At 40.7% G+C, this 15,383-nt stretch carries 15 protein-coding genes; 8 read left to right on the forward strand and 7 right to left on the reverse strand.

Annotation, left to right across the window (positions count from 1 at the left end):
- Positions 1-557: 557 nt before the first annotated feature.
- Entirely contained in the window at positions 558-1,433 is an 876-nt protein-coding gene (locus IR083_RS08435) for a hypothetical protein (RefSeq protein ID WP_194223952.1), read from the forward strand.
- Here the strand turns inward: IR083_RS08435 and IR083_RS08440 are convergent.
- From IR083_RS08440 to IR083_RS08470, 7 genes are all read right to left on the reverse strand, one after another.
- Entirely contained in the window at positions 1,418-2,110 is a 693-nt protein-coding gene (locus IR083_RS08440; RefSeq protein WP_006798777.1) for an LrgB family protein, read from the reverse strand. The two genes, IR083_RS08435 and IR083_RS08440, sit on opposite strands and share 16 nt — an antisense overlap.
- Entirely contained in the window at positions 2,107-2,454 is a 348-nt protein-coding gene (locus IR083_RS08445; protein WP_194223953.1) for a CidA/LrgA family protein, read from the reverse strand. Before IR083_RS08445 ends, IR083_RS08440 begins: the two co-directional genes overlap by 4 nt.
- Positions 2,455-2,541: 87 nt before the next feature.
- Positions 2,542-3,405 (reverse strand): UDP-2,3-diacylglucosamine diphosphatase, encoded by an 864-nt coding sequence (locus IR083_RS08450; RefSeq protein WP_006798779.1) that lies wholly within the window; start codon positions 3,403-3,405, stop codon positions 2,542-2,544.
- The gene (locus IR083_RS08455; RefSeq protein ID WP_006798780.1) at positions 3,371-3,685 is read right to left on the reverse strand and encodes a metal-sulfur cluster assembly factor; all 315 of its coding nucleotides are present in this window, start codon (positions 3,683-3,685) and stop codon (positions 3,371-3,373) included. Before IR083_RS08455 ends, IR083_RS08450 begins: the two co-directional genes overlap by 35 nt.
- 222 nt (positions 3,686-3,907) lie before the next feature.
- A complete protein-coding gene (radC, locus tag IR083_RS08460; protein WP_194223954.1) occupies positions 3,908-4,606 on the reverse strand; it encodes a RadC family protein in 699 nt (232 codons plus the stop codon).
- A gap of 425 nt (positions 4,607-5,031) precedes the next feature.
- Positions 5,032-5,598: an elongation factor P gene (efp, locus tag IR083_RS08465; RefSeq protein ID WP_006798782.1), complete on the reverse strand. Its 567-nt coding sequence runs from the start codon at positions 5,596-5,598 to the stop codon at positions 5,032-5,034.
- 57 nt (positions 5,599-5,655) lie between these two features.
- Positions 5,656-7,797, reverse strand: a complete 2,142-nt coding sequence (locus IR083_RS08470) for a M3 family metallopeptidase (RefSeq protein ID WP_194223955.1) — start codon at positions 7,795-7,797, stop codon at positions 5,656-5,658.
- Positions 7,798-8,598: 801 nt separating this feature from the next.
- Between IR083_RS08470 and IR083_RS08475 the strand changes: the two genes are divergently transcribed.
- The 7 genes from IR083_RS08475 (at position 8,599) to IR083_RS08505 (ending at position 15,339) form a co-directional block, all read left to right on the forward strand.
- The gene (locus IR083_RS08475) at positions 8,599-8,985 is read left to right on the forward strand and encodes a hypothetical protein (protein WP_194224037.1); all 387 of its coding nucleotides are present in this window, start codon (positions 8,599-8,601) and stop codon (positions 8,983-8,985) included.
- Positions 8,986-9,015: 30 nt separating this feature from the next.
- A complete protein-coding gene (locus tag IR083_RS08480; protein ID WP_006798785.1) occupies positions 9,016-9,411 on the forward strand; it encodes a DUF805 domain-containing protein in 396 nt (131 codons plus the stop codon).
- Between the two features lie 16 nt (positions 9,412-9,427).
- Positions 9,428-9,874: a YhcH/YjgK/YiaL family protein gene (locus IR083_RS08485; protein ID WP_194223956.1), complete on the forward strand. Its 447-nt coding sequence runs from the start codon at positions 9,428-9,430 to the stop codon at positions 9,872-9,874.
- Positions 9,875-9,948: 74 nt separating this feature from the next.
- Positions 9,949-11,955: an alpha amylase C-terminal domain-containing protein gene (locus tag IR083_RS08490; RefSeq protein WP_194223957.1), complete on the forward strand. Its 2,007-nt coding sequence runs from the start codon at positions 9,949-9,951 to the stop codon at positions 11,953-11,955.
- A gap of 183 nt (positions 11,956-12,138) precedes the next feature.
- Positions 12,139-13,113, forward strand: coding sequence for a type I phosphomannose isomerase catalytic subunit (locus IR083_RS08495; protein WP_006798788.1), 975 nt, complete (start codon positions 12,139-12,141; stop codon positions 13,111-13,113).
- A gap of 84 nt (positions 13,114-13,197) precedes the next feature.
- The gene (gene hemH / locus IR083_RS08500; RefSeq protein ID WP_044215495.1) at positions 13,198-14,157 is read left to right on the forward strand and encodes a ferrochelatase; all 960 of its coding nucleotides are present in this window, start codon (positions 13,198-13,200) and stop codon (positions 14,155-14,157) included.
- 21 nt (positions 14,158-14,178) lie between these two features.
- Positions 14,179-15,339 (forward strand): glycosyltransferase, encoded by a 1,161-nt coding sequence (locus IR083_RS08505; RefSeq protein WP_194223958.1) that lies wholly within the window; start codon positions 14,179-14,181, stop codon positions 15,337-15,339.
- Positions 15,340-15,383 lie beyond the last annotated feature (44 nt).

Consider the following 15,383-nt stretch of genomic DNA (forward strand, 5'->3'; position numbering starts at 1 on the left):
CTTTTAGCTATTAGACGGTAGAGTTCTTTGACAATTTGCATTCATATTTTAGATTAAGAATGAAAATGTAATACCTGAATAATATGTAACACCTGTTACTTTTACATACGCTTCGCTCCTGTGACCGTTGGTTGTTACCTTTTTATTTTAACCACAGAGTAAAAGGAGTAGCACGGAGTCTTTTTATTGATGAGATGCTTTGCTCTGCTCAGCATAACAAGTCAATTATTAATTTTTCATTCTTAATTATTAATTGATTTTTCTGTTACCTTTGTTACCTTTTTTGGAATTCATGTAGGAACAATCCTTTGTGGTTACCCACCTACCATAAATGGACAACCACAAGACCAGACTCTACATAAATGGAAAAAGTGTTACCTTTTAAAGAAGGAGATGCTTCGCTCTGCTCAACATGAAAAGCCAATTATTAATTTTTCATTCTTAATTCTTCATTAATTCCTGTAACCTTTGTTACCTTTTGAGGAATGAAGTAGAAAAAGGCCTTTCTTCTTGCTAAAAATTCTATCTTTGCCCAATAACATATACAACACACATACATGAGTACACAGTTATCTATATCTTTTTTCGATATTTTCAGATATTGGGATACAATCACGGAATATGTAAATCCACTCGCCATAATATTATGGGCTATTACAGGCGGTGTCATCGGATTTATAACAGTACTAATAGCCGAACTTATCCTTCGTAAAAAAATATTAATACGTCGTCGCCATTGGACATTGCAATGGCTTTCTTATATATATATGGTATTCTTGCCTCTTTTTGCAGGCTTCTGCTTTACTCAATGGTTTGCATTACATGGCTGTGAAAGAGAGATCGTAAAGAATATCCCCACTTATCTGGGAGAGGCAAATTCAGCTTTCAACACATACCTGAGAAATGAAGTGGAGAAGATTATTGACAAAAGACATATTCAACTTACTGGTCATGATGTCATTGACAAAACCGCATCATACACAAGCCAAACTGCAAGCACCTTACTATCCGAAGCACAATCGGCTGATAGTAGCATAACGGCTAAAGCTTCTGCCTTCCTTATAAGCAAAGTAATGGAAACAGATTTCGTTAAAGATCAGGCAGTAAAATATGTAGAAAGTGCTTTAGGTGAAAAAGTACTGAATGATAAGGAACTGACAAACGACCTGCTGAATGTAAAGATCGAGAATATTCTCACAGACGGGGTACTGAATACCATTATAGAAAAGAAGGTCAAGAATATTTTTGGAGGTCTTAAGTTGAATATTGTATTTATCTTCTTGTTGGGATTAGCAATACCAATAGCTGAGATAATACTGGCGCATTATCTGGAAAAGAAAAGGCTCGCAGTTATTCCTTCTGTAATATTTGACACACCTCCTCCTATCCCAACACAATTAGAAAAGGAAAAAACAAGTCAGGAAAATAATTGATGTACAATAGGAATCAGCAGGGCTGTCATAACTCCCATCAATCCAATAGCCAGGCCACTGAGTGCACCTTCTATCACTCCCATTTCCATCGCTTTGGCCGTACCAACGCCATGAGCAGAAGCACCCATTGCAAGTCCCTTGGCAACACTGCTTTTTATTCCCAGCACACGTAGTATAGGAGGACCAACAATACTGCCGAAAATACCACAAAACAATACGATAACAGCAGTAAGTGAGGCATTGCCACCGGATTGCTCAGCTATACTCATAGCAATAGGTGTAGTTACCGACTTCGGTTCGAGGCTATGTATCAATACCTGATCTGCACCTGTAAGTTTAGCCAGTATGATGACGCTTAGAATACCAACAACACTACCAATGAATACCGATGTAAGTATAGATACGACATTCCCTTTCAGGTAAGCAAGTTGTTCGTACAATACATATCCCAACGCTACCACCGAAGGCCCCAGCATAAAACTAACAAATTCACTTCCCTTCTCGAAGGTTTGATAACTGATGCCGGATATCTCCAGAAAGGCGATGATAATAGCAATGGATATAATCAGTGGATGCAGCAATCCTATCCTTGTCTTCTTGAACACCCATTGTCCAAAAAGATAGCTCCCGAAAACAAGCAGGAGCATAAATTCCGTGGATTCAAATAATGCTCTCATTTTCTTTTCTTCTCCATTTGTTGTTGAATAACCGCCACTACGGCAATAACCAGAACTGTACTCACCGAACATACAATAAGAATCGACATCCAGAATTTGCTGATCAGTCCGTAAGAGCCTAACAATCCCGCACCAGCCGGTATAAAGAATATAGCCATATTGCGGGTAAAGGCATTGGCAACATCTTTTACATAGTCGGGTTTAAGGGCTTTGAAGTAGAGACTGAGGAATAATAGAATCATTCCGATAATATTTCCGGGAACAAGTCCATCTATCAGATAACTAATACCTTGCCCAAGGAAATAGAACAGAAGAATGATAAAGATACCTTTTACCATTTTCATAACGATAACCTCCTAATTTAACTCGGATACAAAGGTAGTATTAAGTTATAAGTTATGGGTATAAGTTATCAGTTTTTTGATAGCCGATTAGCTTTCTTCCGGCTCTTCGAATATCTCCAGTGAGAAATTCTCTCCATCGAAAACGCCGTAAGAGAAGTATTTGATCCAATCACCCAATATTACAACCCGGCTTTGCATAGAGAGCATCAGGTCGAGCATAATATGACGATGTCCGAATATAAAGTAGTTGATACCAGGAGCATGCTTTAAATGGCTCTTGGCAAAGAGAACAAGGTGCTCTTTGTCTTCTCCGAAATAATCGGGCATCTCATCATTCTCTCTATTATGATTAGACCACCACTGGGCAAACCCTACCGTCCACCGCGGATGGATGGCAGCATAAAGTTTGCGGCAAAACTTATTGTGGAAAAGTCCGCGTAAGAGCTTGAATGAAGTAGAGTCATCCCCTAGTCCGTCTCCATGTGCCAGAAAAAACTTCTTTCCATGAATATCCCGTACCAAAGGTTGGGTATGGACGATCATTCCACACTCTTTTTGCAAGTAATCGGTTACCCATATATCATGATTGCCGATAAAGAAATGCACCTCGATACCCTTATCTGTCAGTTCGGCAATTTTCCCCAGAAAACGGACAAAACCGCGGGGTACCACATTACGGTATTCGAACCAGTAATCGAATATATCGCCAAGCAGATAGATAGTCTGGGCATCTTCTTTGACCCTATCCAGCCACCGACAGAGTTTTCTCTCTACCTCGTGCTGAGGAAAATAATGGTCATCGACTTTGACCGAAGGCAGGGTCATCTGCTGATGCTTATTCACATTCTTCTTGTGAAAAGCAGAACCTAAATGTACATCTGATAAGAAATAGACTTTTTTTTCCACCTTATCCTGCTTATAGAAATCCCAGTTCCAGTTTTGCTTCCTCACTCAGCATATCCTTATTCCATTGGGGTTCGAATGTCAGATTAACTATTACATTGTTCACTTCCCTGATAGACTCCACCTTGTACCTCACATCTTCCAATATAAAGTCGGCTGCAGGACAATTAGGCGCGGTCAGCGTCATTGTAATAGTTACATTCTTATCGTCGTCTACCTCCACCTCATAAATAAGGCCAAGATCGTAAACATTGACTGGTATTTCGGGATCGTAAACAGTTTTCAACATGTTTACTATTTTTACTTCCAAGTTTAATAATTCGCTCATATCTCTAATTTAAGGCCTCAGACCTATTTATTACTTCCGTATTCGAAGCTGCAATAGTTAGCATGACTATAACATTGCATTCAATACATTCTTTTACTTACATTTGTTATAAACAATTTTACAGAATCATTAGTTTATAACCATTCCATTTTACACTGCAAAGGTAATATTAAGTTACAAGTTATGAGTTATAAGTCGTGAGTTTTTTGAGTACCCGACACCTTACATCCTACCCCTATCCATATAACTATAGTATGAGTGATCGCAGACTATAATGTGATCGAGAAGCCTGACATCCATTATCTGCCCAGCCTCTTTTAACCGGCGGGTAATATTATCGTCGTCGCCGCTCGGATTAGAGTTTCCTGAAGGATGATTGTGACAAAGCACCATAGCTGATGCCAGTGAGTCTATCGCTTCCTTCATTATCATACGGATATCAACAACTGTCCCGGCAACACCACCTTTACTGACTTGTATCTTCTTCAGCACCTTATTAGCCCGGTTGAGTAATAGTACCCAAACCTCTTCGTGTTTCAGATCGGCCAATACAGGATGGAATATCTGATAGACCGTATCACTTGATGTTATCTGCGGCTGCACAACAACCTCCGATAATTTCCTGCGTTTACCCAGTTCCATTGCAGCAGCTATAGTTATCGCTTTGGCTTCCCCTATCCCATTGAAGTTTTTTATAAGGTCTTTTATCTCCTGCTTACCCAATATATTCAGATTATTGGATACACTGTGGAGGATGCGTTGTGCCAGTTCGACTGCTGTCTCGTTCTTATTTCCCGAACCAATAAGAATGCCCAGCAGTTCAGCATCAGATAGAGCTCCCACTCCCTTCAGAAGCATCTTTTCCCGAGGCCGGTCTTCTTCCGCCCAGTCTTTGATATTCAGTTTGGTTTTATTTTCCATAGTTTAGAAAGTAAAGTCGGCTTTAGGTTTATTAACTATATATAGTTAAAAGGTAACAAAGGTAACAGAAAAATCAATTAATAATTAAGAATGAAAAATTAATAATTGACTTGTTATGCTGAGCAGAGCGAAGCATCTCATCAATAAAAAGACTCCGTGCTACTCCTTTTACTCTGTGGTTAAAATAAAAAGGTAACAACCAACGGTCACAGGAGCGAAGCGTATGTAAAAGTAACAGGTGTTACATATTATTCAGGTATTACATTTTCATTCTTAATCTAAAATATGAATGCAAATTGTCAAAGAACTCTAACGGCTAAAAGCTTATACATATAGATAAAGTTCCTTAACAAACTTACATTAAAACATTTCGGGCCCTCTGTTATCATAAACAGAGAGCCCGATATATTCTTAATCTGAAAGGTTCAGGCTTTCACCCGTTCTACATATGCACCATCTTTCGTACTGATTTTGATCTTATCACCTTCATTGATAAAAAGCGGCACACGTACCTCAGCACCTGTTTCCACTGTTGCGGGTTTCAATGTGTTTGTAGCTGTATCACCTTTCATTCCCGGCTCGGTATATGTTACTTCAAGGATAACATTAGTCGGCATTTCGGCTGTCAGTATCGCTTCTGTTTCTGCATGTACCTGTACCTCTACCTTATCGCCTTCTTTCAGAAATGCCACTCCTTCAATCATATCTCCTGCAATGGAAATCTGCTCGAAAGTCTCGGCATTCATGAAATTATAGCCCATGTCGTCCTGATAAAGATACTGATAAGGACGTCTTTCAATACGCACCTCATCCAATTTGATTCCGGCATTGAATGTCCTTTCCAGAACACGGCCGGTAGTAACGCTACGCATTTTTGTACGGACAAAAGCTGCACCTTTACCCGGTTTTACATGAAGAAATTCAATAATAACATAGTATTGCCCGTCGATGTCGATGCACATACCATTTCTTATATCTGCTGTTGTTGCCATTAATTATATTTTATGTTTAGATTAAAAAATTTCGAGTTGCAAAGATAATAAAACTCATTATTTTACAAAACCCCTGTTTTTTAACAAGTAAATAGGATTTGGTTCTGCCCCTCTGAAATTTTTGTATAAAGTCATTGGTTCATCTGTTCCGCCTTTCGACAATACATTTTCACGGAACGATTTAGCTGTTTCCTGATCGAAGATATTACCCTTTTCCACAAACGCTTGGAACGCATCCGAATCCAGTACTTCCGACCACAGGTAGCTGTAATATCCTGCAGAATAGCCACCACTGAATACATGTTGGAAATATGTACTTCTGTATCGAGGTATAATTTCCGAAATCAGTCCTATTTCGGCCATTGCATCAGCCTCAAATTTGTCTACGTCCAGTTTCTCAACACCCTCTGTTTGCTTAGGATTAAAGTTTGGAGTAGCGGTCATTGTGTACCATTTCATATCCAGAATAGCAGCCGCTACAAGTTCGGTAGTTCTGAATCCCTGATTGAAATATCCTGCATTCTGAATTTTTTGTATTAATTCGTCAGGAATCACTTTACCTGTTTCATAATGTTTTGCATACATTTTCAGCACTTCCGGCTCAAAAGCCCAGTGTTCCATCACCTGCGAAGGCAACTCCACGAAGTCCCTGTACACAGAAGTTCCCGAAAGCCCGTTATATGTACATTTAGACAAAAGCCCGTGCAATCCGTGACCAAATTCATGGAACATCGTTTCTACCTGATCCAGAGTAAGAAGTGCCGGTTTCCCATCTGTCGGAGGATTATAGTTTCCTACATTGTATATCAACGGGTGAACAAATTCACCTTTAAATATTTCCTGCTTGCGGAAACTGCTCATCCATGCACCCGGACGTTTACCCTGACGCGCAAAGTCATCAAAGTATATCATACCTATAAGAGAACCATCCGCGTCATTTACCTCGTATGCTTTTACATCTTGCTGATAAACCGGCACATCCGTTTTTTGCTTGAATGTAATGCCATAAAGTTTGTTTGCCACAGCAAATACTCCTTCACGTACATTATCTGCTTTGAAGTATGGCTTCAATGCATCTTCGTCCAAAGCGTACTTCTCCTTACGCAGTTTCTCTGCATAATATGCCCAATCCCAAGACTCGATCTTGATATCTTTCCCTTCTTTTTTAGCAATCGCCTGCAACTCTGTAGCTTCTTTCTTTGCTTGCGGCAATGCATACTTCCAGATGCTGTTCAGTAAGCTCATCACATTATCCGGAGTTTTGGCCATTGTTTCTTCGAGCACGTAATCGGCATGAGTGTTATAACCAAGTATATTAGCCTTTTCGAGGCGAAGACTTACTATTTTCTTTATATTCTCTTTATTGTCGAACTCGTTATTATTGTCGCCCCGCATATACATGGCTTTGTACAATTTTTCACGCAGTTCGCGATTATCGGCATACTGAAGGAATGGCTCCCAGCTTGGCTTGCTCAGTCCGAACATCCATTTGCCTTCCATTCCCTTATCTTTAGCCATTTTGGCTGCCGCTGCTATAATATCTTCCGGTAATCCCGCAAGGTCTTCTTTTTTATCTATTACCAACTGATAATTATCCGTTTCTTTCAACAGGTTCTGATTGAAACTTAAAGCCGTAGAACTTAATTCTTTATTTATCTCACGCAAACGATCCTGTTTAGACCCGTCAAGCAATATACCTGAACGAACAAAACCTTTATAGGTTTTATCCAGTAGCATTTTCTGTTCAGTGGTCAGGTTAGCAGGTGCCGCGTCATATACAGTCTTTATACGGGCAAAAAGCTTTTCGTTAAAGTTGATATTATCATAATGCTCTGTCCGCTTAGGAGTAATCTCCTTTTCAATGCTTTGGTAAGTAGAATCGGACATTGTCCCTGTCATTACCGACAGCACTGCACCCACACTATTCAGCATCCTGCCCGATTCATCGAGAGCCACAATCGTGTTTTCGAAAGTCGGGGCATCCGGATTGTTCACAATGGAATCTATTTCGGCGTTGTGCCTTTTCATTCCTTCTTCGAAAGCAGGCAGGTAATGCTCTGCTTTTATCTTGTCGAAAGGAGGTACACCATTAGGAGTGTTAAACTCTGAAAAGAAAGGATTACCCGCTTCCCTGGTACTTGTAGTATTACAAGAGTAAACCATAATTAAAAAACTAATAATAAATAGAAACTTCTTCATAAAGTAGTATTTATGTGAATGAATTGATTTTTAGCAAAAATAGGTAAAAATTACTATACATGCGAATCAGTAGTTGGATTTTAATGTTCAATTCTTTTCAGTTCCGCTTAAACGTTCATTTTGGCATTGCCCAAAACGAACCAAAAGGCTAGCGCTTCGCTCCTCGGCGACCCAAAACCGTTTTGACGGCTGAATCAAACACACGGGCTACCGCCCCGTTTGATTCTACGCCGCCTGCAACGGATTGGGTACCCCGCCTGCGTCACTAATGCGCAAGGGCTGACGCACGCGGAGCTAAAGCCTGAAAAGACACAGTCCTGTCGCCGCATCGCGATAACGGCCTCATTCCGCAGGCGGGGTACCCAATCCGTAAAGCGGAGGTGTAGGGCAAAATAGGGTAGCTGCTGTACACGGCTGATAATCCAACTAAAAATGATTCCGTATTATTTTGCCCCACCGGAGCTGCGGTTTTGGGGCGCCGGAGGGATGCAGCCTTGATTTTTTGTTTCGTTTTGCATCAAGGCAAAATGAAAAACAAGCTGGCAGGCACGTTAAAAATATTGAACAATTTTATTCTACAATAATTGCTTTAACTACTGATTGGCATTATACACTAAAACTTATAGATAAATATGAACGTTTTGAGTAGCGAGAGCAGAAGCAAAATAAATTTTGATTATGCCGAGTCGCAATAAACGACTAATGTAATTGAAAGATAAAAATCGGGAATATTAACAGATAATCCGATTAAAATCCTTAAACTTGTAAGAATATTTTTTCAAAACCATGAATAAACTGTTTATGAAACAAGATTTACTCTATATCATACTATTTATCGGTATCATCATATTCCCGGGGTGTACAGGGAGCATCGACAGCCAGTTGAAAAAACTGTCGGAGGAGGCAAATACCAAATGTCCGAGAATACTGGATCAGTGGACAAGACTGGACAGTTGTACCGCCTTACCGAATCAGACAATAAGGTATTACCATACACTGAGCGAAGTAACCATTACCGACACTACCCTTTTTAAATCGCAGTTACAGCCTCAAATAATAAGTTCGGTGAAAACAAATCCCGACATGAAGTTTTTCAGGGGAAATAATGTCACCATGCAATACGAATACAGGGATCAGACAGGTAAATATCTTTTCTCTGTAATTATAGAACCAAAAGAATATAAGTAATATAAAAACGTTCATAACATCTGGGTAATTATGGATAATCAACGTATGTTTAAAAACCCTTTTTCCATCAAAGGCCGTATACGCAGACTCGAATATGGCCTTAGCTACCTTATTTATCTTGCTTATTATTTCACTATTTCCGCCGTTATCGCCTTGTTAGATACATCCGGCGTATCAGAAGATATGTTTTGGATTCTTTTATTTCCAATGCTTCCTGCCTATTGGTTTCTTATCGCTCAGGGAACCAAAAGATGCCATGACAGAGAGAATAGTGGATGGTACCAAATAATACCTTTTTATGCATTATGGATGCTTTTTGGAGCCAGTGACTATGGAGAGAACTATTATGGTCCCAATCCAAAAGGGGACGGTAATGAAGATATGGAAAAGATAATCGATGAAATAGGATTACAGGATCAGGAATAACAATAAAATAAATAATATGATACTAGACAGTTTAAAAAATGCAGAGGCGTACTACAAACTCCACCCTTTGTTCAAAAAAGCGTTTGAATACCTGAAATCGGTTGATTTCGCCAATGCGGAAACAGGCAAAACAGAAATTGAAGGCAAGGATCTTTTCCTGATGATCAGCGATAGCGATATGAAGACCGAAGAAGATGCCAAAATGGAAGTCCATAACAAATATATAGACATACAACTTCCTGTGAGCAAACCCGAGACATACGGATGGAAAGCCCGTGCAGAACTTAAAGAGGAGCGCGACGCGTTTAATGAAGAAAAAGATATCCAGTTCTTCTTTGATAAAGGTACGACTCTCGTTACGGCAGTACCGGGCGATTTCACTGTTTTCTTCCCCGAAGACGGGCATGCTCCCTGCATCGGCGAAGGGAAAATAAGAAAAGTTGTAGTAAAAATAAAGCTATAAACAATTATGAGTTATAAATTATGAATCTGTCATAATTATTAATTCTCAATTATTAATTCTTAATTAATAAGACCATGCTTAAACTGATAAAAAACGATCCGTGGTTAGAGCCTTATGCGGAAGCAATAGAAGGACGATACGACTATGTATTGAAAAGAGAAGCGGCTATAACCAATAATGGGAAAATAACCCTTTCCGATTTTGCATCGGGACATCTTTATTTCGGTTTGCATAAAACTGCCCGTATGTGGATATTCAGGGAATGGGCCCCGAACGCTACCGCCATATATATGGTCGGTGATTTCAACAACTGGCAGAAACAGGACGATTATAGGCTCAACCGTAAAGATGGCGGTGAATGGGAGTTGAAACTGCCCCTGAGTAAAATAAAGCATGGCGACCTTTTCAAACTCATCATGTGTTGGGATGGCGGCGAAGCCGAAAGAATCCCCGCTTGGGCTACACGAGTTGTACAGGACGATCATACCAAGATATTCAGTGCACAGGTCTGGTTCCCCGAAATACCATATGAGTTCAAGAAAAAAACATTCAAGCCAAAAACCGACCCGCTGCTGATTTACGAATGCCATATAGGCATGGCAGCCGAATCGGAAAAGGTCGGCACATACGAAGAGTTCAGACTGAATATCCTCCCCCGCATTAAAGAGGACGGTTATAATACCATACAGATAATGGCCATTCAGGAACATCCATACTACGGCTCATTCGGATACCATGTCTCCAGTTTCTTCGCAGCATCTTCCCGTTTCGGCACTCCCGACGAGTTGAAACATCTGATAGATGATGCGCACGGAATGGGTATCGCCGTCATTATGGATATCGTACACTCCCATGCCGTAAAAAATGAAGTGGAAGGCCTGGGACGTTTCGACGGATCATACTCCCAATACTTCCATGAAGGGGACAGGCGGGAACATCCGGCCTGGGATTCGCTGAATTTCAATTACAGTAAAGATGAGGTCATGCACTTCCTGCTTTCGAACTGCAAATACTGGCTGGAGGAATACAAGTTCGACGGATTCCGGTTCGACGGGGTAACCTCGATGCTATATTACAGTCACGGACTGGGTGACAACTTTACAGGATATCAGGATTACTTCAACGGTAATGAGGACGGGGATGCGATCTGCTACCTCACTTTAGCCAATAAACTGATACATGAGGTAAACCCTAAAGCAATCACTATAGCCGAAGAGGTTAGCGGGATGCCCGGACTGGCAGCCAAGATCAAAGATGGTGGCTACGGATTCGATTACCGTATGGCGATGAATATACCCGACTACTGGATTAAAATAATCAAAGAACGGAAAGACGAAGACTGGCATCCGACAGGTATCTTCTGGGAATTGACCAACAGGCGTGAAGACGAAAAGACAATCTCATACGCCGAAAGCCACGACCAGGCTCTGGTAGGAGACAAAACAATTATTTTCAGGCTAATAGATGCAGACATGTACTGGTATATGTCGAAGCATTATGGCAGCTCGTATCAGACAGACAGAGGTATTGCGCTGCATAAGATAATCCGTCTTGTTACAGCATCGACTATCAATGGCGGCTATCTCAATTTCATGGGGAATGAATTCGGACACCCCGAGTGGGTAGACTTCCCCCGTGAAGGCAACGGCTGGTCATACAAATATGCACGCAGGCAATGGTGGCTGGCTGATAATCACGACCTCAAATATCATTATCTGGGCGACTTCGACAAAGCAATGCTCGCCCTGATCAGTAGTATTAAAGGATTCCAGAAAAGCCCTGTTATCAGGCTGTGGGACAAGGATGAAGACCAGATATTAGCCTTTATGCGAGAGGATTATATATTTGTATTCAACTTCAATCCGGGACAATCGTTTGTCGATTACGGATTTCTTGCACCTGAAGGAAAATACAAGGTAGTATTGGATACGGATTCACCCGTTTTCGGAGGTAATGGCCTGACTGATGACTCCATCGAGCATTTCACTGTTTCCGACGAATTGTATCACAAGGATGGTAAAGGCTGGCTGAAACTATATATCCCGGCACGGACTGCATTTGTATTAAAGAAAATAAATTAACGGATAAATGACTAACGGACCGGATAATGAAAATTACCGGTCCGTTTTTGTTCGGCACAGAGCGTTTTTAATCTTTTATAAACATTCAGGGCTGTTCGCTGTTCAATAGAAGAAACGAAACGCTGCGAAATAGACAAAGTTTGATTACTTTTGCATAAGAATTTTAATATAACGTGTAATAAGATGAATTTATATCCATTAAAGTTTAAACCCATCCTTAAATCCATTATCTGGGGTGGAGATGAAATATGTAAGTTTAAAGGTGTAACACCCGAACAGGACGGCATCGGCGAAAGCTGGGAAATATCCAGTGTAAAAGGCAACGTTTCGGTAGTCGCTAACGGAGAACTGGAGAATAAAGACCTGAGTGAAATAATAGATACTTACAAAGCTCAGTTGGTAGGGAAAAAGAATTTCGAAACTTTCGGCAACACATTCCCTTTGCTTATCAAATTTATTGACGCCCGCGACAATCTTTCTATACAAGTGCATCCCGACGATGAACTGGCAAAGAAAAGACACGATTCGTTCGGAAAAACGGAAATGTGGTATGTTATAAACGCGACACCATCGGCATTCCTGTATTCAGGTTTCGAAAAGCAAATGACTCCGGAATCATACGTTAAAAGCATCGAAGACAATACATTTGTAGACTCTTTGGCTAAGCATGATGTAAAAGCAGGCGATGTATTCTTCCTCCCCGCAGGACGCGTACATGCTATCGGTGCCGGAACATTTATTGCCGAGATACAGCAAACATCTAATATCACATACCGTATCTACGACTACAACCGTAAAGACGCGAACGGTAACGGACGCGAACTCCATACCGAACTGGCGAAGGACGCGATAGATTTTAAGTTATACGATAATTATAAAAACTCCTATACAAGAGCGGAAAACCAACCTGTAAGGTTGGAATCGTGCCGATACTTTACCACGAATCTTCTGGAGGTAACTAAAGATATTACCAGAGATTACAGTGATATCGACTCGTTTGTCGCTTATATCTGTATGGGGGGAGCTTGCAGTATCAAAGACGATAAAGGAAACGACCTGTCTGTAAAACAAGGTGAAACAATCCTCATTCCGGCCGATACCAAAAGCGTTGCAATCAGTCCGGAAGGGAATGTATTGCTTCTCGAAACGTATGTCTAAAGGCAATTGAAAATATAAAACAATAGGAATACCACATATTTTCAAGCAAAACGGAAATCTGTGGTATTTGTATTTAAGGAAATTATGAAGGGAGTATTATTAGTAAACACAGGTAGCCCTAAAACATGTGCACGACCGGATGTGAAGTTCTTTATCAGGGCAATGCTTTCCGATCCGTATGTCATGACCGTACCCGATTGGTTCCGTCCTATTCTGGTCAACGGGCTTATTATTCCTTTAAGGCAATTCAGTTCTACAGCTCATTACAGGATGATATGGGATCACACAAAGGAAGATTCACCCCTGCTCGACCATGCTAAATCCCTGGCAAAAAAACTTGAAACCCTGACAGAATTGCCTGTCGAGGTGGCGATGAGATATGGGCAGCCCGATGTGCAATTGGCACTGGAAAGGCTAATGGCTAAAAACAACAGGCTACATGAGGTTGTTGTATTGCCATTATTTCCCCAGTATGCAGAATCTTCTTACAAAACGGTAGTGGATGAAGTGGGTAGAATCTTTTTCAAACGGCCATACCCTTTCCGGTTGAGAGTAATAGAACCCTATTTCCGGCATCCGGCATATATATCATCTCTGGTAAAAAGTATCAGGCCATACATAGCCGAAGGTTTCGACAAATTGATATTCACATTCCACAGTCTGCCTCTTTCCCATGTAGAAGAGGGCTGGAAAAAAGGGAAAGAATTCGATTATGTTTATCAGACCAAAGAAACTGTCCGTCTTGTTTTAAGAGAGCTGGATATGGAAATGAAAAGAACCAGACAGGTATATCATTCGGCAATGGGCAAAAAATGGCTTGGCCCAAGCCTGGACGAAGTCATAGAAGAACAGGCAGCGGAAAAAACGAAGAAACTGCTGGTCGTGGCACCGGGTTTTGCTGCCGACAATCTGGAAACACTATACGATATCAATATAAAAGCAAAGGAACTCTTTATCGATAAAGGAGGGGCGCAATTAACCTTTATCCCCTGTCTCAACAGTGAAGACTACTGGGTAGAAAGTGTTGCCAGAATAATTTCTTAGAATGAATACTCCGGAGGGCTAATGAAACGTATATTATTTTTCAATGACAGTCTTGTGATGGGTGGTACGGAGATACTACTGGTCGACCTTCTTAATCATTTGGCGCCTAAAGCGCAAATCACCCTTCTTTTACCGGAGCCATCCGATAAGGATGTATTGCTGTGTAAGGTATCTCCGGCTGTTTCTATAAAATATCTATACCCGGATGGTCTCCCTCATTTTCAAAAAAAAATATGGGAAAATATAATGATTTTCTTCCCCCGCATGTTTGCCAGGCAGAAAGGTATTTCCGAAAGTGAGTATGATGAAATTGTTTGTTTTAAGGAAACATTCTTCGCCCGCATTTTTGCAAAAATGAACATTCCTAAAATACTCTGGATACATAACATCATTTATAAAAGAAAATATGAAACCAGGTCTTTCAGGGAAAAAGTTTCGGTGTGGCTGAATAAAAAACAAATAAAACGTGTAGAACGGTCTTATAACAGTTTCGACAAAGTTATATGTGTGTCCGATGCTGCAAAGAACACTTATCTATCCGTATTACATGACGGAAATATTCCAAAACAAGATATCAGCGTATTGTACAACGCCATCGACCTGACCAAAGTAAAAGAAAAGGCGAAAGAACCAATCATAGACTTACCGCAAAATGAAACCAACTTCATACTTATAACAAGAACCTCCCCTGAAAAACGGATCGACAGGCTTATCAACGCCATTATACGGCTCAAAGATGAGGGCTACAACTTCCATGTCTATATAATAGGCGATGAAATGGATAACCGGACAATGAGGGAAGAACTGATAGAAAAAGAAATAAATGGAATGATCACACTCAAAGGCAGGATAGACAATCCTTTTCCTTATATTCTGCAAAGCAAGTGGTCTTTATGCGTATCGGAACGTGAGAGCTTCTCTCTGGTATTGCTGGAGTCGATGGCTCTAAAAACTCCTGTGATAACAACCGACTGCGGGGGACCGCGCGACATCGTGGACGGCGGCAAATACGGGATACTGGTAGACAATAGCGCAGAAGGCGTTTACCGGGGGATGAAATCGGTATTGGACGACCCAGCACTCTCTCTTAAATACAGCTCGCATCTGGACGAAGCAGTATCGAGGTTCGATTATAAGGGATGGCTAAACAGTGTGGAAAAATTACTTGCAATTGAAGTATGAAGATGCCTGTATTTCAATATTATTTCGTAAACTCACATCATATT

It is taken from the genome of Dysgonomonas sp. GY75 (genome assembly GCF_015234155.1).
Classification (GTDB): Bacteria; Bacteroidota; Bacteroidia; order Bacteroidales; family Dysgonomonadaceae; genus Dysgonomonas; species Dysgonomonas gadei.

What these genes read in the sequence shown, in the direction of transcription:
- IR083_RS08435 (WP_194223952.1), top strand. Translation starts at nt 558, where the DNA reads ATGAGTACACAGTTATCTATATCTTTTTTCGATATTTTCAGATATTGG.
- IR083_RS08440 (WP_006798777.1), bottom strand. Translation starts at nt 2,110, where the DNA reads ATGAGAGCATTATTTGAATCCACGGAATTTATGCTCCTGCTTGTTTTC.
- IR083_RS08445 (WP_194223953.1), bottom strand. Translation starts at nt 2,454, where the DNA reads ATGAAAATGGTAAAAGGTATCTTTATCATTCTTCTGTTCTATTTCCTT.
- IR083_RS08455 (WP_006798780.1), bottom strand. Translation starts at nt 3,685, where the DNA reads ATGAGCGAATTATTAAACTTGGAAGTAAAAATAGTAAACATGTTGAAA.
- radC (WP_194223954.1), bottom strand. Translation starts at nt 4,606, where the DNA reads ATGGAAAATAAAACCAAACTGAATATCAAAGACTGGGCGGAAGAAGAC.
- efp (WP_006798782.1), bottom strand. Translation starts at nt 5,598, where the DNA reads ATGGCAACAACAGCAGATATAAGAAATGGTATGTGCATCGACATCGAC.
- IR083_RS08470 (WP_194223955.1), bottom strand. Translation starts at nt 7,797, where the DNA reads ATGAAGAAGTTTCTATTTATTATTAGTTTTTTAATTATGGTTTACTCT.
- IR083_RS08475 (WP_194224037.1), top strand. Translation starts at nt 8,599, where the DNA reads ATGAAACAAGATTTACTCTATATCATACTATTTATCGGTATCATCATA.
- IR083_RS08480 (WP_006798785.1), top strand. Translation starts at nt 9,016, where the DNA reads ATGGATAATCAACGTATGTTTAAAAACCCTTTTTCCATCAAAGGCCGT.
- IR083_RS08485 (WP_194223956.1), top strand. Translation starts at nt 9,428, where the DNA reads ATGATACTAGACAGTTTAAAAAATGCAGAGGCGTACTACAAACTCCAC.
- IR083_RS08490 (WP_194223957.1), top strand. Translation starts at nt 9,949, where the DNA reads ATGCTTAAACTGATAAAAAACGATCCGTGGTTAGAGCCTTATGCGGAA.
- IR083_RS08495 (WP_006798788.1), top strand. Translation starts at nt 12,139, where the DNA reads ATGAATTTATATCCATTAAAGTTTAAACCCATCCTTAAATCCATTATC.
- hemH (WP_044215495.1), top strand. Translation starts at nt 13,198, where the DNA reads ATGAAGGGAGTATTATTAGTAAACACAGGTAGCCCTAAAACATGTGCA.
- IR083_RS08505 (WP_194223958.1), top strand. Translation starts at nt 14,179, where the DNA reads ATGAAACGTATATTATTTTTCAATGACAGTCTTGTGATGGGTGGTACG.